At 70.1% G+C, this 22,049-nt stretch carries 20 protein-coding genes and 1 pseudogene; 7 read left to right on the top strand and 14 right to left on the bottom strand.

Annotated features, from left to right (window positions below; genetic code table 11):
• Nucleotides 1–28: 28 nt before the first annotated feature.
• The 6 genes from PV396_RS03465 to zapE form a co-directional block, all read right to left on the bottom strand.
• Nucleotides 29–1,456, bottom strand: a complete 1,428-nt coding sequence (locus tag PV396_RS03465) for an alkaline phosphatase PhoX (RefSeq protein WP_319200087.1) — start codon at nt 1,454–1,456, stop codon at nt 29–31.
• Nucleotides 1,457–1,546: 90 nt separating this feature from the next.
• Nucleotides 1,547–2,338 (bottom strand): slipin family protein, encoded by a 792-nt coding sequence (locus PV396_RS03470; protein WP_319200089.1) that lies wholly within the window; start codon nt 2,336–2,338, stop codon nt 1,547–1,549.
• Between the two features lie 113 nt (nt 2,339–2,451).
• The gene (locus tag PV396_RS03475) at nt 2,452–3,915 is read right to left on the bottom strand and encodes a SulP family inorganic anion transporter (protein WP_416071331.1); all 1,464 of its coding nucleotides are present in this window, start codon (nt 3,913–3,915) and stop codon (nt 2,452–2,454) included.
• Between the two features lie 14 nt (nt 3,916–3,929).
• Entirely contained in the window at nt 3,930–4,520 is a 591-nt protein-coding gene (locus tag PV396_RS03480; RefSeq protein ID WP_319200093.1) for a carbonic anhydrase, read from the bottom strand.
• Between the two features lie 74 nt (nt 4,521–4,594).
• The gene (locus tag PV396_RS03485; RefSeq protein WP_319200095.1) at nt 4,595–4,993 is read right to left on the bottom strand and encodes a hypothetical protein; all 399 of its coding nucleotides are present in this window, start codon (nt 4,991–4,993) and stop codon (nt 4,595–4,597) included.
• A 200-nt stretch (nt 4,994–5,193) separates the two neighbouring features.
• Nucleotides 5,194–6,264, bottom strand: coding sequence for a cell division protein ZapE (zapE, locus tag PV396_RS03490; RefSeq protein WP_416071332.1), 1,071 nt, complete (start codon nt 6,262–6,264; stop codon nt 5,194–5,196).
• 305 nt (nt 6,265–6,569) lie between these two features.
• On the opposite strand from zapE, the gene PV396_RS03495 reads away from it, so the two are divergent.
• From PV396_RS03495 to msrB, 4 genes are all read left to right on the top strand, one after another.
• Nucleotides 6,570–7,406, top strand: a complete 837-nt coding sequence (locus PV396_RS03495) for a pyrimidine reductase family protein (protein WP_319200099.1) — start codon at nt 6,570–6,572, stop codon at nt 7,404–7,406.
• 155 nt (nt 7,407–7,561) lie between these two features.
• A complete protein-coding gene (locus tag PV396_RS03500) occupies nt 7,562–8,035 on the top strand; it encodes an indole-3-glycerol phosphate synthase (protein ID WP_319200101.1) in 474 nt (157 codons plus the stop codon).
• Nucleotides 8,036–8,179: 144 nt separating this feature from the next.
• Nucleotides 8,180–9,568 carry a UDP-N-acetylmuramate--L-alanine ligase gene (gene murC, locus PV396_RS03505; RefSeq protein WP_319200103.1) on the top strand — a complete coding sequence of 463 codons (1,389 nt, stop codon included), beginning with the start codon at nt 8,180–8,182 and terminating at the stop codon, nt 9,566–9,568.
• 68 nt (nt 9,569–9,636) lie between these two features.
• Entirely contained in the window at nt 9,637–10,044 is a 408-nt protein-coding gene (msrB, locus tag PV396_RS03510; RefSeq protein WP_319200105.1) for a peptide-methionine (R)-S-oxide reductase MsrB, read from the top strand.
• A gap of 72 nt (nt 10,045–10,116) precedes the next feature.
• On the opposite strand, the gene PV396_RS03515 is transcribed toward msrB, so the two are convergent.
• The 6 genes from PV396_RS03515 to PV396_RS03540 all read right to left on the bottom strand — a co-directional run bounded on the left by PV396_RS03515 (nt 10,117) and on the right by PV396_RS03540 (nt 17,281).
• Nucleotides 10,117–10,524: a hypothetical protein gene (locus PV396_RS03515; RefSeq protein ID WP_319200106.1), complete on the bottom strand. Its 408-nt coding sequence runs from the start codon at nt 10,522–10,524 to the stop codon at nt 10,117–10,119.
• Between the two features lie 177 nt (nt 10,525–10,701).
• Nucleotides 10,702–12,846 (bottom strand): beta-galactosidase, encoded by a 2,145-nt coding sequence (locus PV396_RS03520; RefSeq protein WP_319200108.1) that lies wholly within the window; start codon nt 12,844–12,846, stop codon nt 10,702–10,704.
• A 58-nt stretch (nt 12,847–12,904) separates the two neighbouring features.
• A complete protein-coding gene (locus PV396_RS03525; protein WP_319200110.1) occupies nt 12,905–13,843 on the bottom strand; it encodes a carbohydrate ABC transporter permease in 939 nt (312 codons plus the stop codon).
• The gene (locus PV396_RS03530) at nt 13,840–14,721 is read right to left on the bottom strand and encodes a sugar ABC transporter permease (RefSeq protein ID WP_319200112.1); all 882 of its coding nucleotides are present in this window, start codon (nt 14,719–14,721) and stop codon (nt 13,840–13,842) included. The genes PV396_RS03525 and PV396_RS03530 overlap by 4 nt, the downstream gene beginning before the upstream one ends.
• 1 nt (nt 14,722) lies before the next feature.
• Nucleotides 14,723–16,111 (bottom strand): ABC transporter substrate-binding protein, encoded by a 1,389-nt coding sequence (locus PV396_RS03535; RefSeq protein WP_319200114.1) that lies wholly within the window; start codon nt 16,109–16,111, stop codon nt 14,723–14,725.
• A 126-nt stretch (nt 16,112–16,237) separates the two neighbouring features.
• Nucleotides 16,238–17,281 carry a LacI family DNA-binding transcriptional regulator gene (locus tag PV396_RS03540; RefSeq protein ID WP_319200116.1) on the bottom strand — a complete coding sequence of 348 codons (1,044 nt, stop codon included), beginning with the start codon at nt 17,279–17,281 and terminating at the stop codon, nt 16,238–16,240.
• A gap of 334 nt (nt 17,282–17,615) precedes the next feature.
• Between PV396_RS03540 and PV396_RS03545 the strand changes: the two genes are divergently transcribed.
• The 3 genes and pseudogenes from PV396_RS03545 (at nt 17,616) to PV396_RS03555 (ending at nt 21,031) form a co-directional block, all read left to right on the top strand.
• Nucleotides 17,616–18,722, top strand: coding sequence for a M20 family metallopeptidase (locus tag PV396_RS03545; protein WP_416071333.1), 1,107 nt, complete (start codon nt 17,616–17,618; stop codon nt 18,720–18,722).
• A 54-nt stretch (nt 18,723–18,776) separates the two neighbouring features.
• Nucleotides 18,777–18,989: a hypothetical protein gene (locus tag PV396_RS03550; RefSeq protein ID WP_319200120.1), complete on the top strand. Its 213-nt coding sequence runs from the start codon at nt 18,777–18,779 to the stop codon at nt 18,987–18,989.
• A gap of 313 nt (nt 18,990–19,302) precedes the next feature.
• A pseudogene (locus PV396_RS03555) lies at nt 19,303–21,031 on the top strand (IS200/IS605 family accessory protein TnpB-related protein).
• A gap of 68 nt (nt 21,032–21,099) precedes the next feature.
• On the opposite strand, the gene PV396_RS03560 reads toward PV396_RS03555, so the two are convergent.
• Complete coding sequence (locus PV396_RS03560) at nt 21,100–21,705, bottom strand: GTP-binding protein (protein ID WP_319200122.1); 606 nt, start codon at nt 21,703–21,705, stop codon at nt 21,100–21,102.
• Nucleotides 21,692–22,048 (bottom strand): DUF742 domain-containing protein, encoded by a 357-nt coding sequence (locus PV396_RS03565; protein ID WP_319200124.1) that lies wholly within the window; start codon nt 22,046–22,048, stop codon nt 21,692–21,694. Before PV396_RS03565 ends, PV396_RS03560 begins: the two co-directional genes overlap by 14 nt.
• Between the last annotated feature and the right edge of the window lies 1 nt (nt 22,049).

The raw sequence follows: 22,049 nt of genomic DNA on the forward strand, positions 1-22,049 counted from the left end.
CCCGGTCAGGGGGCGTCCGTTACCGCTTTCAGGGGCCCCGCACCGCGAAGGTCGTCCCCGGCGTGTAGCAGTTGACGTACATCGTCCGGCCGTCGGGCGAGAAGGTGACGCCCGCGAACTCGCCCCATTCCGGGGCGCTTTCGGTGCCAATGTTCTGTGCGTTACGGGCCATCGCGTACACCTCGCCCCTGCGGGTCACGCCGTACACGTGCTGGGCGCCGTCCCCGTCCTCGCACACCATCAGGCCGCCGCTCGGGGCGAGACAGATGTTGTCCGGTGACTCGCCGGGCAGCTGGATGTCGGTGTCCGGGCCGAAGACGATGACGAGGGTGAGGCGGCGAGCCCCGGGGTCGTAGCGCCAGATCTGGCCGAAGTGGGTGGCCGCCGAGCCCTCGTTCGCGTGGGCGAACGACGACACGAAGTACACGCACCGCCCGCCCCAGTAGCAGCCCTCCAGCTTCTGCGCGTGCGTGATGCCCTTCGGCCCGAAGTCCTGGAGACGGACGGGGGTCTGGGCGGCCAGCGGGTCCGGTACGTCCACCCACTCGACGTGATCGAAGCAGGCGCCCGGTTCCTGGATCGAGGAGAGGTCGGGTACGCCGGGCACGCGCATCGCCTGGAGACGGCCGCCCGCGCGCAGTGAACCGACCCCGCCCAGCGGCCTCTTGGGCAGGAAGCGGTAGAAGAGGCCGAAGGGGCGCAGGAACGCGTCCTCCGTCTCGTAGACGATGCCGCTCTTCGGGTCGACGGCGATCGCCTCGTGCTGGAAGCGGCCCATCGCGGTGAGCGGGACGGCGCCGGTGCGGTGCGGGTCGGCCCCGTCGACCTCGAAGATGAAGCCGTGGTCCTTGGTGTAGCCGTTGGTGCCGACCTTGTCCTCGGTCTCCTCGCAGGTCAGCCAGGTGCCCCAAGGCGTGGGCCCGCCCGCGCAGTTGACGGCCGTACCGGCGATGGCCACCCGTTCCGCGAGGACGTCACCGTCCCGGTCGAGGGTGAGGGACGTACAGCCGCCCTTGCCCATCGGGTCGTAGGTGAGGCCCTTGATGGTCGGGACCGGGATTCTGCCGGTGACGCGGTTCTCGTGGTTGCGGACCAGATGGACGCGGCCGTGCCGGCCCGCGAAGGCGGCCATGCCGTCGTGGTTGGAGGGGACCGGTCCCTCGCCGGAGCGCAGGGGGTCGCCCTCGCGGGACAGCACCCGATAGCGGAAACCTTTCGGCAGATCGAGCAGGCCCTTCGGGTCGGGGACCAGGGGGCCGTAGCCGGAATGTCCGAGCTCCTGGGCGGCGGCGGTACCGGCGAAGAGTTCGGAGAGGGCTCCGGTGAAGGCGATACCGGCACCCAGGGCGCCGGTGCGGGCGAGGAGCCGGCGCCGGGATGCGCCGGGCTCGTCAACTGCCGTGGGGCGGGCGTCTGCTGAGGGGCCGTCGAGTTCGGGCGTACCGAATGCGGACATGGGGGTAACCTTCCTGCTGGCGGACAGGACTGTGACGTTGCCGTGTGTATCACGCCATGCAGGCCTCGGGAACCACGCGCGTAACGTGCCTCACCCGGGTGACCCGCCCGGAGGCGGCTGCTGGGCCTGCGCCCGTTCCAGGAAGCGGAGGAGTTCCACCGGGAAGGGCAGGACGAGCGTCGAGTTCTTCTCGGCCGCGACCGCCACCACCGTCTGGAGCAGCCGGAGCTGGAGTGCGGCGGGCTGTTCGGACATCACCTCGGCGGCCTCCGCGAGCTTCTTCGAGGCCTGCAGCTCGGCGTCCGCGTTGATGATCCGCGCCCGGCGCTCCCGGTCGGCCTCGGCCTGGCGGGCCATCGAACGCTTCATCGTGTCCGGCAGGGACACGTCCTTGATCTCGACCCGGTCGATCTGCACGCCCCAGCCCATGGCCGGGCTGTCGATCATCAGCTCGAGGCCCTGGTTGAGCTTCTCCCTGTTGGACAGCAGATCGTCCAGGTCGCTCTTGCCGATGATCGAGCGCAGCGAGGTCTGCGCCATCTGCGAGACCGCGAACCGGTAGTCCTCCACCTGGATGATCGCGTTCGCCGCGTCGACGACCTTGAAGTAGACGACCGCGTCCACGCGCACGGTCACGTTGTCCCGGGTGATGCCCTCCTGGGCCGGGATCGGCAGCGTGACGATCTGCATGTTGACCTTGTGCAGCCGGTCCACGAGCGGGACCACCAGCGTGAACCCGGGTGCCCTCACGCCACCGGTGAGGCGGCCCAGCCGGAAGACGACCCCGCGTTCGTACTGCTTGACGACCCGCGCCGCCGCCCCGACATAGACAATCCCGGCGCCCACGGCGGCGACGCCCGCGGCCAGCAACTCCTCAAGCATGACGACGACCTCTCACAGCCGTCCCGTACGTGCCGATCGGCACCCTTAACAAACGATATGCCCGGCCCGGGGCTCAGGTCGAGCGCCGGACCGGGCAACCGCGGGGGCGGAGGCTACGGCGTGGTCGTCAGCATCTTGACGGGTTCCGTGCCGACCGCGCTGTGCCGCTCGGCCCAGCTCTCCAGGGCCGTGCGGCAGGCGTGGTCCAGGTGGTGCAGGCCCGACAGGTCCAGCTCGATCGGCCGGTCCTGAGGCAGCGCCTCCAGACTGTCGAGGATCTTCGGCAGCCGCAGGAAGGTCGCGTTGCCCGACAGATACGCCTGGACGGGGCCGGCGCCCTTGTCGATGACCTCCATCTTGAGGTGCGAGGCCTCCCAGGCGGTCTTGCCGACCGACAGAGCGAGGCCGATCAGCACACCCTCGAACATGTTCACGGACACGATGGCCACGGCCGTGACCACCAGGATCAGTGCCTCACCCCGGTGCTCGCGCCACAGCGACGCAATTCCGCGCAGCGGTATGAGCTTCCAGCCGGCATGCACGAGTATCCCGGCCAGCGCGGGCAGCGGGATGAGCGCCAGCGCGCCGGGCAGCAGCGCCGCGAACAGCAGCAGCCATACGCCGTGCATCACCCGGGACGCCTTCGTCCGGGCGCCCGCCTGGACGTTCGCCGAGCTGCGCACGATCACCGCGGTCATGGGCAGCGCGCCCAGCAGTCCGCACACGGTGTTGCCGGCGCCCTGCGCCATCAGCTCCTTGTCGTACTGGGTGCGCGGACCGTCGTGCAGCCGGTCCACCGCTGCCGCGCTGAACAGGCTCTCGGCGGACGCGATCAGCGTGAACGCCACGACCGTGCCGAGCACGCTCAGGCTCGTCAGCTCCCCGAAGGCGCCGAGCCCGGGCACCTGGACGGCGTCCAGCAGGCCCTTCACCTCGACGGTACCCACGGGCAGATCGAAGACGAGGGTGACGGCGGTCGCCAGGACCACCGCGGCGAGTGCGCCCGGCACCGCCCGCACCTTCGCGGGCAGCCGCCGCCAGAGCACGATCACGGCTATCGTGCCCGCGCCGACCGCCAGCGAGGCCAGCGCACTGGTGCTGCCCACCGCCTTCGCGGCGGCCTCGGGCAGCCCGGTGATCTTGTCGAGCCCGGCGGCCGGCGCCTTCAGCCCGGCTGCCGCGTACAGCTGCCCGGCGATGATCACGAGCCCGATTCCGGCCAGCATGCCTTCGACGACGGAGACCGATATGGCCCGGAACCAGCGCCCCAGCTTCAGGGCGCCCATGGTGAGCTGGAGCAGCCCGGCGGCGAGCACGATCACTCCGAGGGCGGGCAGCCCGTGCTCCCGTACGGCCTCGAAGACCAGCACGGTCAGGCCGGCGGCGGGGCCGGACACCTGGAGGCTGCTGCCCGGCAGGAGTCCGGCGACGATCCCGCCCACGATGCCGGTGACCAGGCCGAGTTCGGCCGGTACACCGGAGGCGACGGCCACCCCCACGCAGAGCGGGAGGGCGACCAAAAACACCACGAGCGAGGCGGCGAAGTCCTGCCGCAGATGAGGGGCCTTGGCAAGCAGGTTCACGGCGGCCCTCACAGCGCTTCGAACGCGTCGGTGGCGGCGCGGTGTTCGCGTACGGACCCGGTGTGCACCTCGTAGTACCAGCCGCGCAGCCGCAGTTGGTCCTTCGCCAGGCGTTGTTCCACGCACGGGTAGGAGCGCAGCCGGAGCAGCTGGGTGAGGACGTGGTTCTGGACGGCCGAGGCGACCGTCGGGTCGTCGGTGTCGGCCGGGTCCGGGGCCTCGGGGCCCTCGGCGGCGTGCGCGAGCCAGTCGCGTACGGCGGGTACGGCGGTGAGGTCGTCGCCGCGCACCAGGGCGCCGACGGCACCGCAGTGCGAGTGGCCGCAGACGACGATGTCGCTGACGCCGAGGACCTCCACGGCGTACTCGATGGTGGCCGCCTCGCCGGTGGGGAGGGCTGAGGCGTACGGGGGGACGATGTTGCCCGCGGTGCGCAGTTCGAAGAGCTCGCCCGGCCTGGCACCTGTGATCAGGGTTGGTACGACCCTCGAATCGGAGCAGGTGATGAACAGGACCTGGGGGGACTGGCCTTCGGCGAGCTTGGCGAACTCCTCAGGGCGCTGACCGAAGGTACGGGCGTTCTCGATGAGGGGCTGCATGTGGTGACTCCTCCTGGCGCGCCTCGATGGCGCGTCGGACGTACATGACAGAGCGTGGGGGGACGTCTCTGCTCTCAGCAGCGGAACACCTGGAGTGCGGCCGGGGTATGCGCGGTCAGTGATCTGGGCGCCTGACGGCCGGGTGTGACGCGCGCTTCCGGTTCCTGCGGAGCGGTGGGGTCCACGGTGAGGAGCGGGCGATCGGGCACCTCGGGGCCCGAGTCGACGATCCGATGCCGGTCGCGGATGCGCAGCGGCCAGCTCGGGTGGTCGGGGCGACGGTCATTACCGCAGGTAACGTACTCGTCGCGCAGGGCTTCCGCCCTGGGTTTGTTTCTGGGCTCGGTCTTGGCCTCGACATGACGCGCTGTGTGCGCGGATGCGAAGGACGCCGTGGGGGCGAAGAACTGAAGGGTCAACAGGGCGGCGGCGAGGAGTGCGACCACCGTCCGGGCCGTTGTACCTCGGAACATGTGCCCCCCTCCAGGATTCTCGCGGCTCTCGTATGCGTCAACGAATGGTCAACCGCGGGTCAAGAAACACGTTAACCCTGCGAAGTTGTTTGCTGGGTTAACTTAGCGTTTCATGCTGAAGAGAGCCTGAAAAGCGTGGGTGGGATGACGCGAACCGGCCCTTGACGCACGGCAGTTCATATGGTTGACGAGCGACCGCCTCAGGCGTGTCCCACGAGGCCCTTGCCGTCGCGGGCCAGCGCGGTCAGCCGGGAGATCGCGCGAAAGTACTTCTTGCGGTAGCCGCCGTTCAGCATCTCCTCGCTGAACAACTGGTCGAAGGGCAGACCGGAGGCGAGCACCGGTACCTCGCGGTCGTACAGCCGGTCGGCGAGCACGACCAGCCGCAAGGCCGTCGACTGGTCGGGAACCGGCCGCACCTCGGTGAGGCACACGGCCTTCAGACCCTCGGTGAGGGCGCCGTACCGGCTGGGGTGCACCCGGGCGAGATGGTCGAGCAGGTGCGGGAAGTCGTCGAGCGACGCGCCCTCGGTGGCGTACGCCGCCTTGGTCACCTGCTCCTCGGAGTACGGCGCCGGGGCCTGGGGCAGCCCCCGGTGGCGGTAGTCCTCGCCATCGATGCGCAGGGAGCGGAAGTGGGCGGACAGGCCCTGGATCTCGCGCAGGAAGTCGGCCGACGCGAACCGGCCTTCACCGAGCTTGCCCGGCAGGGTGTTCGAGGTGGCGGCGAGCGCGACGCCCGCGTCGACGAGCTTGCCGAGCAGGGTGGAGACGAGGACGGTGTCGCCCGGGTCGTCCAGCTCGAACTCGTCGATGCACAGCAGCCGGTGCCCGGACAGCGTCTGCACGGTCTTCTGGAAGCCGAGGGCGCCGACCAGGTTCGTCAGCTCCACGAAGGTGCCGAAGGCCTTGAGCGCGGGCTCCGCCGGGGTCGCGTGCCAGAGGGAGGCGAGGAGGTGGGTCTTGCCGACGCCGTAACCGCCGTCGAGGTAGACGCCCCTGGGGCCGGCCGGCACCTTGGCCGCCCTGGCCTTTCCGAAACCGAAGAACCCCCGCTTGCCGCCCCCCACGGCGTGCGCCCCGCCGAGGCCGCCCGCGAAGCCGTCGAGGACGCGCACGGCCTCGGTCTGGCTGGGCTGGTTCGGGTCCGGGATGTACGTACCGAAGCGCACCGAGTCGAACCGCGGCGGCGGGACCATCTCGGCGACCAGCCGGTCCGCCGGAACGTGCGGTTCACGGACGCACAGGGACAGCGGGGCTGTCGGGGCCATCGGGTCGAAACCGGAGGCGGCGGGGGTGGTAGGCACGGTTCACCATGCTAGAGCCTGTCCGGTGGGCCCGGTCGGGCCGGGAGCGCCGGTGGGCGGCCGACGAGGGCGGGGTGAGGGCGGTCGCGGCGGTCGGTGGACGGAGGGTCGCGGGGAGGCATGGGGGCCTCTTCCGGCCGAGCGGCGGCGGACGGCGGGGGCGGTGGAGTCGGCAACCGTGACAAACAGGGTGAATGGGTGCGCCGCCCTCCGTGATCCGGTGTTCGGCCCCCCGGACAGGCCCTGGGAGCCGTGCCAGACTGCGTGGTATGCGACGCCTGTTCCCTGTGACCGAAGAGACAGTGGCCGAGGCCTCGGGAGGGGCCGTGGACGGCACCGATGCCGGTGGTCCGCCGGGAGGCGGCACGGCGGTCGACCGCGAGTGGAGCCTGGACGAGATCGCCGCCGCCTATGCCTACCCCGAACGGACGAACGAGCGCCAGGAAGCCTGGCTGCGCGCCAACATGGTGTCCACCCTCGACGGCGCCGCCCAGCACGACGGCCGCTCCCAGCCCATCTCCTCCGCCGCCGACATGCGTATCTTCGGCACACTGAGGCAGTTGGCGGACGTGGTCCTCGTCGGTGCGGAAACGGTACGGCAGGAGGGTTACCGGCCGGCACGCGCGCGTGCGGAGTTCGCCGCGGCCCGGGAGGCGGCCGGACAGGCCGAGGTACCGGCGATCGCGATCGTCAGTGCGAGTCTGGAACTGGACTACTCGCTCCCGTTGTTCACCTCGCCCCTCGTACCCACCCTGATCCTCACGGGTGCGGCGGCCGCCCCCGACCGGGTCGCGACGGCCGAGAAGGCGGGCGCCCAGGTGGTCGTCGCCGGCGACGGCATGGGCGTGGACCCGGCACGTGCCGTCCAGGCCCTGACCGACCTCGGGCACACCCGGCTGCTGGCCGAGGGCGGGCCTCGGCTGCTGGGGCAACTGGTGGCGGCCGGTGTGCTCGACGAACTGTGCCTGACGATCTCCCCGATGCTCACCGTGGGAGACGCCCAGCGGATCTCGGGCGGGCCCTCGGTCGGGGTCCCCCGGCACCTCGAACTGGTGTCCTTGCTGGAGGAGGCCGGCTTTCTGTTCAGCCGGTATCACCGCTCCTGACGTGTGGCGGTCCGCTCGTCCCGACACGACGCGGAATCTCTCGTTCCGTTTGGCTTTCGCTGGGCACACTAAATCTCGCGGTACCCGTGCGATCACGGGGCAGGATGGTTTCAGCAGGGGCCAATGGCGGCCCACGGATGAGAAGGGCGCCTGTCGTGTTCACGAGCGTACTGATGATCGAGAAGGCCCTGACATCCGCCGACGTGGAGTTCGTCACCACGTTGCACGGGGAGGAGGGGGTCGCCTTCCACGTACTGCTCCAGCCCCGCGGCGACCAGGCCGACCGGCTGCTGCGGGCCATCGACGACATCGCCCTGGGCGAGCTCGACGTGGCGGCGCACGAGGCGGAGACGCCCGAGGGTGAGGACGCGGCGGCGATGGGGGAGCGGGCGCTGGAGGTGTCGCTGGCGGCGTTGCGGGTGGCGGGGCACGAGGCGGACGGGCAGATCGTCGAGGATCATCCGCTGGACGCGTTGCGGGGGTTGGTGGAGGAGATCGAGGCGGATGAGGTCATCGTGCTGACCGATCCCCACTATGTGGAGGAGTTCTTCCACCGGGACTGGGCTTCTCGGGCTCGGCACAAGGTGGGGGTGCCGGTTTTGAAGTTGTTTTCGCACAGTAAGGCGTAGGTGTTCGGGTGCGGGTTCGCTGTGGCTTGTCGCGCCGTTCCCCGCGCCCCTAGGTACGTCGCCGCAGCGTCCGTTTTCAGGTGCCGTCGGTTTGGCCAATAGGCTGGGGGCTCAGCTTCGTACCGCATCTGGGGAGAAACGCACATGGCACCCGGCCTTCCTATCGCCATGGACCGACCGCACTTCATCGGGATCGGGGGCGCCGGGATGTCGGGGATCGCGAAGATCCTCGCGCAGCGCGGGGCCGAGGTGGCGGGCAGTGACGCCAAGGAGTCCGAGACCGCCGTGGCGCTGCGGGCGCTGGGGGCGACCGTGCACATCGGGCACGCGGCCGGGCATCTGGCCGACGACGCCACCTGTGTCGTGGTCTCCTCCGCGATCCGTGCGGACAACCCGGAGCTGGCGCGGGCGGCGGAGCTGGGGATCCCGGTCGTCCACCGTTCGGACGCGCTCGCCCGGCTGATGGACGGTCTGCGGCCGATCGCGGTCGCGGGCACCCACGGCAAGACGACCACGACGTCGATGCTGGCGGTGTCGCTGAGCGAGCTGGGCCTGAACCCCTCGTACGCGATCGGCGGCGACCTGGACGCGCCCGGCTCGAACGCCCTGCACGGCGACGGCGAGATCTTCGTGGCCGAGGCGGATGAATCGGACCGCAGCTTCCACAAGTACGCGCCCGAGGTCGCGATCGTCCTCAACGTCGAACTCGACCACCACGCCAACTACGCGTCCATGGACGAGATCTACGAGTCCTTCGAGACGTTCGCGGGCCGGATCGTGCCCGGCGGGACGCTGGTGATCTCCGCCGACCACGAGGGCGCCCGCGAGCTCACGCGGCGTCTGCCGGACTCCGTGCGGGTGGTGACGTACGGGGAGTCGGCGGACGCGGACGTGCGGGTGCTGTCCGTCGTCGCCCAGGGGCTGAAGAGCGAGGTGACCGTCGAGCTGGACGGGGCTCGGCTCACCTTCACGGTGTCGGTGCCCGGCCGGCACTACGCGCACAACGCGGTGGCCGCGCTCGCGGCGGGCGTCGCGCTGGGCGTGCCCGCGGCCGAGCTGGCCCCCGCCCTGGCGGCGTACACGGGGGTGAAGCGGCGGCTCCAGCTGAAGGGCGAGGCGGCCGGCGTCCAGGTCGTCGACTCGTACGCCCACCACCCGACCGAGATGACGGCGGACCTGGAGGCGATGCGGGCGGCGGTCGGCGAGGCGCGCATCCTGGTGGTCTTCCAGCCGCACCTCTTCTCCCGTACCCAGGAGCTCGGCAAGGAGATGGGACAGGCGCTGGCGCTGGCGGACGCGTCGGTGGTCCTGGACATCTACCCGGCCCGCGAGGACCCGATCCCGGGCATCACGAGCACGCTGATCATCGATGCGGCGCGGGCGGCGGGCGCCGATGTGACGGCCGTGTCCGACAAGGCGGAGGTGCCCGAGACCGTCGCGGGAATGGCGAAGCCCGGCGATCTCGTTCTCACCATGGGCGCGGGTGATGTCACGGACCTGGGCCCGCGGATCCTGGACCGCCTGGGTCGGTGACGTCCACGGTTCCGCAGTGATTTCCGCGGTGACGTTCGCGGTGACTTCGCAGTAAGGGGCTGAGCTTCATGTCGTACGACGTCGAAAAGCCGGACGAGCAGTGGCGTGCGGAGCTGACGCCGGCCGAGTACACGGTCCTGCGTCAGGCCGGCACGGAGCCCGCCTTCGTGGGTGAGTACACGGACACCAAGACGAAGGGCGTCTACTCCTGCCGGGCCTGTGGGGCCGAACTGTTCACCTCGGACACGAAGTTCGAGTCGCACTGCGGCTGGCCGTCCTTCTTCGACCCGAAGGACACCGACGCGGTGGAGCTGCTCTCGGACCGGTCCCACGGCATGGTGCGGACCGAGGTGCGGTGTGCGCGGTGCGGGTCGCACCTCGGGCATGTGTTCGAGGGGGAGGGTTATCCGACCCCGACCGACCAGCGGTACTGCATCAACAGCATCTCGCTGCGGCTGACGGCCGACGAGGGCTGAGGACCGGGTAGCCGGACGCGAGTGGGGCCCTGCCGTACTACGGCAGGGCCCCACTCGCGTTCCCTCTGTTGCCTACGACGTGCAGACGTCCTTCAGCCGGTCGGCGGCGGCGTCGATCCCGCTGGAGTCGGGCTTCCTGTCGCCGTCGAGGATCGACTTGTTGTAGTCGTCGATCGCCTTGCCCAGGTCGTCGACCGCCTTGTCGACCTTGTCGTCGTCCGTCTCCTTGTTGATCTTCTCCAGGTTCTTGTCGATGGTGTCGATGGACGCGTCGGTCTTCGACGGGTCCTTCACCGCGTCCCAGCCGGCCTCGTGGATCGCCTTGACGCTGTCCGCGATCGAGTCGGCGTTGCTGAGGCAGCCCAGGGAGCTGTCGAGGTCCTCGCAGCCGGTGAGGAGCCCGGCGGTCAGGGCGACGGTGGCGACGGCGGCGGAGATGGCTGCGATACGACGAGGTCCGCGGCGGCGGTTCGAGGGCATGGAAACGAATCCCTTCACTTCCTGGGGCACTTCTCGGGGCTGGGTCACTTCTCGGGCTGACGGAGGGACGAGTGGGTGTCGATCTCCGTCCCCACACCATCCCCCCGCGCGCCCGCCGCCACGAGGGACCCTTCTCCCGAACGCCTGGTGTAGCCCGCTACACCATCGGCGAGCGCCTCAGGCCTCCGTGCTCAGCACCCGGACGTCCCAGGCGCCGAGCTCCAGTTCGGTGCCCGCCGGGACCGGGCCGCCGTTCAGTACGTCCGTCAGGTCGGCCGGCGCCGTCACGCGCACGGGCTCCCAGCTCCAGTTGTGGACGATGTGCACGCGCCGTCCGTCCTCGGCCGTGCCGGTGGTCGCCGTGACCGAGGCCGGCAGCTCGCCCCAGGCACTGCGGGCGGCCGGGGTCAGCCAGCCGGCCAGTTCCCTGGCGAGGTCGCGGCCCGGCACCGTACCGACGTACGTCACCTGGCCCGCGCCGTGGCGGCGGGTGGTGACCGCCGGCCAGCGGCCGAAGTGCGGGTGGTCGTAGGTGACCAGCGGCTCGGCGTCGGTGACGGTGAGGCCGTCGACCCAGTGCGACGCGGTCGCGTCGTCCGGGAGCCGGAGCGGGCCGCCGGGCACGGCACGCACCGGGATCTCGGCGGCCAGGTTGCTGAACTCGTCGTAGCTGACGCCCGCCGCGTCCACCAGGCGGCCGGGGGAGAGCTCGTGGCGGGCCCGCGCCTCGAGGTCCGCGTACGCCGTGCGCGGGCCGAGGACCAGATGGCCGCCCGCCTCGGCGTACGCGGCGAACCAGTCGAGGGTCGTGTCGTCGACCATGTACAGCGCGGGGACGACCAGCACCGGGTGGCGTGTCACCGCCTCCTCGGGGGTGAGGCCCTCCCGTTCACCGCTCGGGTCGTGGAGCTGGCGGGCGTGGACGATCCGGACCTGACGGCCGGCGTCGAAGGCGCCCCGGTAGAACGGGTCGAAAATCCGGTGGTAGGCGGTGTCGTCCGGCTCGCCGTCGCCCGTCGCGAGCGGCGGGTACTTCTGCATCAGCCACTTGCTGGGCGTCGAGTAGACCATCGTGATGTCGGCGTCCGGCTCGAGACCGGCGACCAGCGCACCCGCCGCGTCCAACTCGGCACCGAGTGCCGCCAGTTCGGCGTACGTACGGCCCGGTCGGCCGCTGTGCGGAATGACGCCGCCCCAGTACGTCTCGGCGCCGAAGTGCAGGGTGTGCCAGTGCCAGTACTCGATCATCCTGGCGCCGCGCCCGACCAGCGCCCAGGCCGCCTGGCGCCACTGGCCGTCGTAGGCGGGGCGGTTGTCCCACGCGAAGCCGATGGAGCCGGCGTTGGTCTCGGTGACCAGGAACGGGGCCTGCTTGGACGAGAACATCCAGTCGGCGGTCTGGTACAGGGCCCAGACGCCCGTCGTCTTCCAGCGCTGCGCGTGCGCGTCCGGCGTACGGTCGGGGAGCGCGAGGCCGTCCTGCATGTCGTAGTACGGGTTGCCCGACGCGATGTCGAGGCGGTCGGTCAGCTCGTCGTCCTGCACCGCCGGGCGGGTGTACGAGATGCAGGTGGTGACGAACTGGTCCGGGTTCGCGTACTCGCGCACGATGTCGGCCTGCCAGCCGATGAACTCGGTGACCTGCAGGGCCTGGAACTCCCGCCAGGCGACGTCGTACTGGGGCTGGAAGTTGCCGTCGGGGGTCCACAGGTCGGCCCAGGTGGACAGGCGGTGCGACCAGTAGACGAGGCCCCATTCGCGGTTCAGGGACTCGATGTCCCCGTACTTCGCCCGGAGATGGTCGACGAAGCGCTCGAACACGCCCCGGTTGTGCAGGAGTTCGTTGCCGGGTTCGTTGTCGACCTGGAAACCGATGACCGCCGGATGGTCGGCGTACCGGGCGACGATCTTCCGGATCACGCGCTCGGCGTGGAACCGGAACGCGGGGTGCGTGAAGTCGACCTCCTGCCGGGCACCCCAGCCGATCCGCTGTCCGGTGGCCCGCTCGCCGGTGATCTCCGGGTACTGACGGGCCAGCCACGGCGGCACGGCGTACGTCGGGGTGCCGAGGACCACGGAGATACCGCGCTCATGGGCGCCGTCGAGCACCGGCTGCAGCCAGTCGAGGTCGAAGTGACCGTTTTCCGGCTCCCAGGTCGACCAGACCGACTCGCCGACCCGGATCACGGTGAACCGGGCGTCGGCCATCAGGTCGAGGTCGGCCTTGAGCTGTTCGCCGGGACGGAACTCGCGGCCGTGGGTGGGCTGGTACTCGTGGTAATACGCGGCGCCGAAGAGGACGCGGGCGGGCAGAACCGCCATGAAGTCAACCTCCAGTGGGGGAAGGGGTGTTGGGCAACAGATGTGACCGGGCCGGGAGTTACTGCTTGACACCGCCGGTGGCCAGGCCGCTCTGCCAGTACCGCTGGAGCATCACGAAGGCCACGACGAGCGGGATCACCGAGATCATCGACCCGGTCACGACCAGCGCGAGCATGTCGCTGCTGGCGCCCGCCCCGCCGTTCTGGGCCTGGGCGGCCCAGGAGGACAGCCCGACCGTGATCGGGTACAGGTCCGGGTTGTTGAGCATGATCAGCGGCAGGAAGTAGTTGTTCCAGGTCGCCACGAGCGTGAACAGCAGCACGGTCACCAGACCCGGTGCCAGCAGCCGCAGCACGATCTGGAAGAAGATCCGGAACTCGCCGGCGCCGTCCATCCGGGCGGCCTCCAGGATGCTGTCGGGCACGGCGTCCTGTGCGTACACCCGCATGAGATACAGCCCGAAGGGGCTCACCAGCGAGGGCAGGATGATCGCCCACGGGGTGTTGACCAGCCCCACCTTCGCGAACAGCAGGTACGTCGGAATGGCGAGGGCCGTCGCCGGCACCATGACCGCGCCGAGTACGAGGTTGAAGGCGGCGCCGTTCCCGCGGAACTGGAACTTGGCGAACCCGTAGCCCGCCGCTGCCGCCAGGATCGCGGCGCCGACGGCACTGACACCGGCGTACAGCAGGGTGTTGAGCAGCCAGTGCAGGAAGACGCCGTCGTCCTGGGTGAAGGTCAGCCGGATGTTCGTCAGCAGTTGCGGCGCGTCCGAGAACCACAGGCCGAAGCTGTTGATCAGGTCCCGGGTGCTCTTCGTGGACGCGATCAGCAGCCAGAAGAGGGGGAGGAGGAAGTAGGCGAGCACCGCCAGCATGGCGATCGTCAGGGGTGTGCTGCGTCGGCCCGCCTGTCGGCCGCGCCGCTTCTTCGGCGCCTCGGGCGTCCGGTTCGTCGCTCGAACCACACTGGTCGCGGGGGGAGTTGTGGTGGTCACGCGGGCCTCCTGCGGTTCGCGGTGAGCAGGAAGGCGTACGAGATGATCACGATGAGCAGGCCCAGGAGGAAGGAGACGGCCGCCGCGTAGTTGATCTGCTGGCTGGTGAAGGCGAGCGTGTAGGCGTAGAGGTTGGCGGTGTACGAGCTGTCGATGACGTCCGGGACGATCTTCATCAGCAGGTTGGGCTCGTTGAAGAGCTGGAAGCTGCCGATCACCGAGAACAGCAGGGTGAGCGTCAACGCGGGCCGCAGCGCCGGGAGTTTGATGGACCAGGCGATCCGCCAGGCGCCCGCTCCGTCCAGTGCGGCGGCCTCGTACAGGTCTGTCGGGATGGTCCGCAGGGCCGCGTACAGGATGATCATGTTGTAGCCGACGAACTCCCAGGTGACGATGTTCGCCAGGCTGCCGAGCATCCAGCTGTCGGTCAAAAAGTGCGGGGCGGGCAGGCTCAGTTTCTCGCTGAGCTGGGCGAACGGGCCGAAGTCCGGGCCGTAGAGGTAGCCCCACATCAGGGTGGCGACCACGCTCGGCACGGCGTACGGCACGAAGATGCCCAGCCGGATCACCCGGGCGAGCCGCAGCAGGCCGCTGTCCAGCGCGAGCGCGAAGAGCAGGGCGAGCAGCAGCATCAGCGGGACCTGGATCACGAAGAAGGTCGCCACCCGGATCACACCGTCACGGAGCTGAGGGTCCTTGACGGCGGTGAGGTAGTTGTCCAGGCCGACGAACGAGGTGCCGCCGACCAACTTCTCCTGGAACAGGCTCAGATAGGCCGCGTAGCCGAGCGGGGCGAGGAAGAGGAGGAGGAACAGGACCATGAACGGGGCGATGAACAGCGGGCCCGCCGACCGGGCCCGCGTGAGCTGCTTGGCCATGTCAGGGGGCCGCCTTCACGGTGAAGCCCTGGCTCTTGGCGAACGTGGTGATCCTCGTCTGCCAGCCCTCGAGCGCGGCGACCGTGTCGGTCTTTCTGGCCAGGGAGCGCCCGACGGTCTCCGTCCAGTCCGTGGCCACCTGGTCGAGGAACGGCGGCCACTGGAAGGCCGGGTTGACCTCCTCGCTGATGCCGGCGAAGACCTCGTTGACCTTCTGGCCGCCGTAGAAGGCGGGGGTGTCGCCGATGTAACTCGCGTCCGCGAGCAGCGCCTTGGTGGCCGGGAAGAAGAACTGCTTCGTCGCGAACATCTTCGCGCTCTCGGGGTCGCTGTTGAGGAACTTGGCGAACTCGGCTGCGGCGATCGGGTTCTTGGTGGAACGGATCACCGCGGTCGTCGAGCCGCCCCAGTTGCCGGCGCTCGGCTTGGCGGCGTCCCACTGCGGCATCGGGGCCGCCCGCCACTTGCCGGAGGTGTCCTTGGCCGAACCGGAGAGGAAGGCGGGACCCCAGGCCCCGGTCATCCAGGTGGCGTACTTGCCCTTGTTGAGCGCGGCGTACCAGGAGTCCGTGAAGTCCGGCTCGACACCGATGACGCCCTCCTGTGCGAGCCCGCCCCAGAACGCGCCGAGCTTCTTGGAGACCGCGTCGTCGACGCTGATGGTGATGTCGCTCTTGCCGGAGGTGACGTAGGGCTTGGCGCCCGCCTGCCACAGCATGCCGTGCCAGGCGGCGACCTGGTTCGCGGCGAGGTTGGTCAGATAGACATTCGGGTCGGCCTTGTGCAGCTTGCGCGCCGCCTCGGCGAACTCGTCCCAGGTCTTGGGGACTTCGATGCCGTGCTTGTCGAAGATGTCCTGCCGGTACAGCATGCCCATCGGGCCGGTGTCCTGCGGGATCGCCCAGAGCTCGCCGTTGCTGCCGCTGACCTGCCCCCAGGTCCAGTCGACGAACTGCGACTTGAGAGCTGCGGCGCCGTACGGCCGCAGGTCGAGGAGGCTGTCGGTGATCGTGAAGGTCGGGATGGCCTGGTACTCGATCTGCACCATGTCGGGGGCGCCGCTGCCCGCCTTGAGGGCCGTACGCAGCTTGGTGTACTCCGGGACGCCCTGACCGGCGTTGACCGCCTTGACCTTGATCGCCGGGTACTTCTTCTCGAAGAGGGCGATCTCCTGCTCGATGTTCGGGACCCAGGTCCAGAACGTCAGCTCGGTCGGGGTCTTCATCGCCTTGTCGATGTCGGCCTGGCTGACCGGCTTCGACGAGGTCGATCCGCTGCCGGACCCGCCCCCGCCACAGGCGGTGAGGGCCGCACCGAGCGACGCGGCGCCGGCCGCGGTGAGCAGGAGGCGACGGCTGATGGCAGAGGGAGAGGCGATGTTTTTGCGCATGGTGAACTCCGGCCGGGGCGAAAGGGAGTGGAGAGATGGGAGAGGAAGAGGGCGGGTGAGGAGAATGCGAGAGGGGGGCAGGGAGGGGGCCGCAGGTGGGGCTGACCGGCCTCTTGGCGGGGGCGGCTACCGGTGGGGCGGGGGTGCGGTGGAGGACCGTACGACGAGGTCGACCGGTGGGTCGCTCGGCGGCAGGGGATCCTCGTCCGGGTTCTCGATGGCGTGCAGGAGCCGTTTGAGGCCTTCCTGCGCCACAGCGTCGAACGGCTGCCGCACTGTGGTGAGCGGCGGTGTGACGTACGCGGCGACCGGGATGTCGTCGAACCCGACCACACTGACGTCGTCCGGCACCCGTCGGCCGGCCTCCGTCAGGGCCCGGATCAGTCCGATGGCCATGTCGTCGTTGGCGGCGAACACGGCCGTCACCGAGGGATCGGCGGCGAGTTGGCGGCCCGCCGCGTATCCGGAGGCGGCCGACCAGTCGCCCACGACCACGGGCGGCTCGGGTGCGCCGCGCGCGGCGAGGGCGGCCCGCCAGGCGGTGAGCCGGTCCCTGGCCGCGTACCAGCGTGGCGGTCCGGAGAGATGATGGACCGTCACATGACCGAGATCCAGCAGGTGTTGGGTGGCGGCCCGGGTCAGCAGGTCCGCACCGCCGCCCGAGGTGACCGGGCGGGAGGTGGCGAAGGGGCTCGGCGCGCCGATGACCAGGACCGGCACGTCGACGGACAGCTCCGCCATGCTCGTCCCCTCGTCGATCGGCTCGGAGACGACGATGCCGTCCACTCCCTGTTCGAGGAGTGAGCCGACGGCGCCGGCGACGCCCGAGGGGTCGCCCTCCATCGTGTTGACGACCCGCAGCGCGTATCCGGTGTCCCGGACGGCGCGCTCGATCCCCATCAGCAGTGACGCGGGCCCGTACAGGGCGGTGCCCAGTGTCACCACGCCGATGGATCTGGTCCGCCCGGAGGCGAGAGCCCGGGCCGCGTTGTTCATCCGGTAGCCGAGGTCCTCGGCGGCCTGCAGAACCCGGCGCCGTACGTCAGCGGAGACGTACGGCTCGCTGTTGAAGACCCGGGACACGGTCTTCTGCGAGACCCCCGCGAGACGTGCCACGTCGACACTGCGGGGCGTCGACGAGGTCGCTCCCCGTCCTGTCTGTCGTGTCACGGTGACTCCCGGTGGCCGGTGGCCGGTGGCCCACGGTAGCCGGAGGGTGACCGCGGCTGCCGTGGATGAGGTGGAACAACGCCCGTCCATGTTCTGACTGCGCTGTCATGACTGCGCAGTCATATCTACGCAGTCGGAGCGGGCGCGTCAAGGGTTAACGCAATCTCCGTGTAACTTTCGCGGCCGGCGCGATGGTGATCACCGAGTGGCCGGCGACGGTGATTCCCCGGTTTTCTGGGTAGCTACCGGGTTTGCCACTCCGTCCACGCCGTCCGAGGAGCTGCCCGTGCCCTTGCCCGACATCGAGTCCCTGGCCCGTACCGCCCTGCCCGAGATGACCGACGACCTGCGCACCCTGGTCGGGTACGAGACCCCCAGTGACGACAAGGAGCTGCTGTCCGCCGGCCTTGCCGCCATCGAGGACTGGGCGCTTCTACGGCTGGGCCCGCCCGACGAGGCCGTGCGCCACGACGGCGGCGAGCACGGCGACGTCCTGGAACTCCTCTACCGGGGCACCTCCGAGGCGACGGTCCTGCTGCTCGCCCACTACGACACCGTGTGGCCGGCCGGCACCCTCGCCGAGTGGCCGTTCACCGTGACGGACGACGGCAGGGTGAGCGCGCCGGGCGCCTTCGACATGAAGTGCGGCCTGGTACAGGCCGTTTGGGCGTTACGGCTGATGCGCGAACGAAATCTGCCGCGCCCGACCGTACGCCTGCTCCTCAACGGCGACGAGGAGATCGGCAGCCCGTTCTCCAGGCCGCACATCGAGCGGCTCAGCGAGCACGCGGCGGCCACCCTGGTGTGCGAACCGGCGGCGGGGCCGGACGGTGACCTCAAGACGGCCCGCAAGGGCGTCGGCCTCTTCGAGGTGACCGTGGAGGGGGTGGAGGCGCACGCGGGCCTCGATCCGTACGGAGGCGCGAGCGCCGTGCACGCCCTGGCCGAACTGGTCACCCGGATAACGGAGTTGGGCTCACGCGAACACGGCACGACGGTCAACGTCGGTGTGATCAGCGGCGGTACGGGACGCAACGTCATCGCCGGGCACGCCCGCTGCGGGATCGACGTACGCGTCGCCGACCCCGCCGAGGCGGCCCGCGTCGACAGCGGACTGGCCGCCCTCACGGCCTCCGACCCACGGGTACGGGTGTCCGTCTCCGGGGGCTGGAACCGTCCGGCGATGGTGCCGACGCCCGCCTCCCAACTCCTGTTCAAACAGGCGCAGTCGGTGGCGGCCGAGCTCGGTCTGACGATCCGTGAGACAGGGGTGGGCGGGGCGAGTGACGGCAACTTCGTCTCCGCGCTGCGACGCCCGGTTCTCGACGGACTCGGTCCCGTGGGCGGGGGTGCGCACGCCCGCGGCGAACATGTGCTGCTGGCCCATGTGCCCGTCCGCACCGCGCTGCTCGCCGGGCTGCTGATGGCGTACGCGGAATAGACGGGCGCCTGCGTACGCTGGAACGACAGTCGGCTCGAGCGAACGGGGACTGGGATGACGTACGGGGCGAAGACCACGGCGAAGGTCGAGGCGCGGGTCGGGACGGGGGCTTCCGAGACCGCCGAGGCGGTCCGCCAGGCCCGTTTCGGGCAGTTGCCGGACCGGATCCGGATGGAGGACATGATGGCGGCGCAGCCTGCCTCGGTACCGGATCCCGCGAAGGACACGTACAACGTGGACGAGTGGACGGTTCGGTACTGCCTGTAGGTGAAGGCGCGTGAGTAGTGAAGTTGGGCGAAGCGAAGTGAGGCCGGGGCGGCATCGCCCCGGCCTCACGGCGTTGAAGCGGTGATCGGGGCTGCTGCGGAGGGGTGTGGAGCTGCTGCCGCTGGAGTGTGTTCAAGGGTGTTCTGGTGAACGGGAGTGAGTGCTGCTGGTCTCGGTCGGGTCGCCCGCCTCGCTCGTGGGGCGGATTTCAGTGGGGAACTGACGTTCTTGCGTCGAATGCGTGACCTTCATGGGTGGTGCTCGTTTCCCATCGCGACGGGATCTTCGAGGGGGACCGGGCGGGGGTGGTGGGGTGGGTGAGCTGCGGAGCATCGCGGTGCCGTTCGTCGTGTCCGGTCCGAGTGGTGTGGCCGTCCGGACTCGTCTCAAGCACCTGACACCCGGCGATGAGAAGGTGTTGCGGCTGGTGGGTGCGCATCTGGGGTCGTTGGCTTCGAGGGATCTCAGGGCGCGCTGCCGGGACGGTGTGGAGCATTCCGGTGAGGCGTGGGCGGTGCGTAAGCGGGAGCTGACACCTGCCTCGTCGTCGCGGTGGCCCGGGTCGATCACCAAGGCCACGCATGACCAGTGGGCGCTGACCCGCCGCTGCCAGCTGGTGTACGTCCACGACCTGGAAGCCGGCATCCGCACCATCGAGGACCGCCTGTCTCAGTCCGTCGGGCAGAAGGGGACGAGGAAGGCGCCCGGGGGTTACCGGTCCCGGCGGGAATGGCACGCCAAGTCACGGCGGCTGCGCGTACCGGAGGACCGGCTGGCCGCCGCGCGGGCGGACCGCGAGGCCGGTGTGGTGCACGTCGTGCGCGGCGGCAAACAGCTGGCCCGCACCCGCCACCACCTGGAGGCGGCAGGGCTCACGGAGTCGGCGTGGCGTGGGCGGTGGGAGGCTGAGCGCTGGTTCTGCCAGGCGGACGGTGAGTCCGGCAAGCCGTACGGCAACGAGACGATCCGCGTCAGTCCCGACGGCGAGGTCAGCCTCAAACTCCCTACGCCACTCGCGCATCTCGCCAACGCCCCGCACGGCCGGTACGTGCTGGCGTGCAAGGTGGCGTTCGCGCACCGGGGGGCAGGAGTGGGCCGACAGGGCCGCAGCCAACCGGGCCATCGCCTACCGCATCCTCCCCCACGCTCGGCTTCGCTCGAGCGGGGGCACCCCCATCGACACCGGCCGGGAGCGCTGGTATGTGACCGCCGCCTGGCAGATCCCACCCACCCCGAACATCCCGATCGAGGCCGCCCTCGCCCACGGAGTGATCGGCGTCGACATGAACGCCGATCTCCCCCACGCTCGGCTTCGCTCGCGCGGGGGCCCCCACGGCCGCCTGGCGCCTGGACGTCCACGGCAACCCCACCGGCAGCCCGCGCCGCTTCTTCTACGACCTGACCGGCACCGCCCAGCACCGTGACACGCAAGTCCGCCACGCCCTCACCCGCCTCCTGCACTGGGCACAATCGTGCGGTGTGACGGCCATCGCGGTCGAGGACCTGGACTTCGCCGCCGAGAAGACCCGGGAGAAACACGGCCGCCGCAAACGCTTCCGCCAGCTGATCTCCGGCATGCCCACCGCCAAACTCCGCGCCTGGCTGGCCTCGATGGCCGACCAGACGGGCATCGCGGTCATCGCCGTCGACCCCGCCTACACCTCGAAATGGGGTGGGCAGCACTGGCAGAAACCCCTCACCACCACAACCCGCACAACCACTCGTCACGATGCTGCCGCTGTGGCGATCGGAAGGCGCGCCCAGGGACACCCGATCCGGCGACGGACGGCACCGCCCCCACAGCACCGGAGTGATGAGCAGGGGCATCGGACCGTCCAGGCCGGAACGGTTGTTCCTGGGCGTGAGGCGTTGCTCATCAGCGGCCTCCGGCCGCGGGCCGCCCCCGCATTCCCGGACCACGGACACGATCCGTGCCGCCCGGATGCGGAGCGAGCGCGGGCAACCAGAACGCCGAACACCGTCCGGGGCGTTCGACTGAGCACGAGACCTGGCAACAGGACTCACTCCCGCTCAGTCCCTAGGAACGGTGCCCCGGAGCCTGGTCGGAAGGCTTGCCACCGCCTTGCGGAAACCTTGCACACGCGTGACCTCAGGCGCTGTGCGCGCTTCCCCCGCCCGAAGCCGCCGTCGCTATCAACTGGTCAAGGAGGGCTATCAACACGTCCCGGCACGACTCCCGGTTCCGCGCGTCGCACAGCAGGACCGGCGTGTGCTGCGGCAGCGCCAGCGCCTCCCGGATCTCCTCCGGCTCGTACGGATGCTCCCCGTGGAAGCCGTTCACCCCCACGACGAACGGGATGTTCCGCCGCTCGAAGAAGTCGATCGCCGCGAAGCTGGTCTCCGGCCGGCGTACGTCGATGAGGACCACGGCCCCCAGCGCACCGATCGCCAGGTCGTTCCACATGAACCAGAACCGCTGCTGGCCGGGCGTACCGAAGAGGTACAGGATCAGTTCCCGGCTGAGGGTGATACGGCCGAAGTCGAGGGCCACCGTGGTGGACTTCTTCTCCTCGATGCCATCGAGGTCGTCGATGCCGAGGCCGGCCGCGGTGAGCGGTTCCTCGGTGCGCAGGGGCACGATTTCGCTGACCGAGCCGACCATCGTCGTCTTGCCCACGCCGAAACCGCCGGCGATGAGGATCTTGACCGTGTCGGGTGCCGAGGTCCCGTTCACGGTCAGGCTAGAGCCGGCCAAGGCCGTCCCTCACTTTCTGGAGCAGGTCCATGTCCGTGGTGCGCGAGATCTGGCGTGGGGACCGGGCGGTGATCCGGCCGGCCTCCAGCAGGTCGCACAGCATGATGACGACCACGCTGACCGGGAGATCCAGATGCGCGGCGAGCTCCGCCACCACCACGGGCCGTGCGCACAACCGCAGGATCCGAGCGTGCTCGGGCTGCGGGCGCGCGGCCCCGTCGGGCTGCGGGTCCGCCGCCGTCACCGAGGTGATCAGTGTGAAGTCGGCGCGGCTGGGCCGGGTCCGGCCGCCGGTGAGCGTGAACGGCCGTACGAGACGGCCGGCCGCGTCGCTTCCGCTCACT

The organism is Streptomyces sp. ME02-8801-2C (assembly GCF_033793965.1).
Taxonomy (GTDB): Bacteria; Actinomycetota; Actinomycetes; order Streptomycetales; family Streptomycetaceae; genus Streptomyces.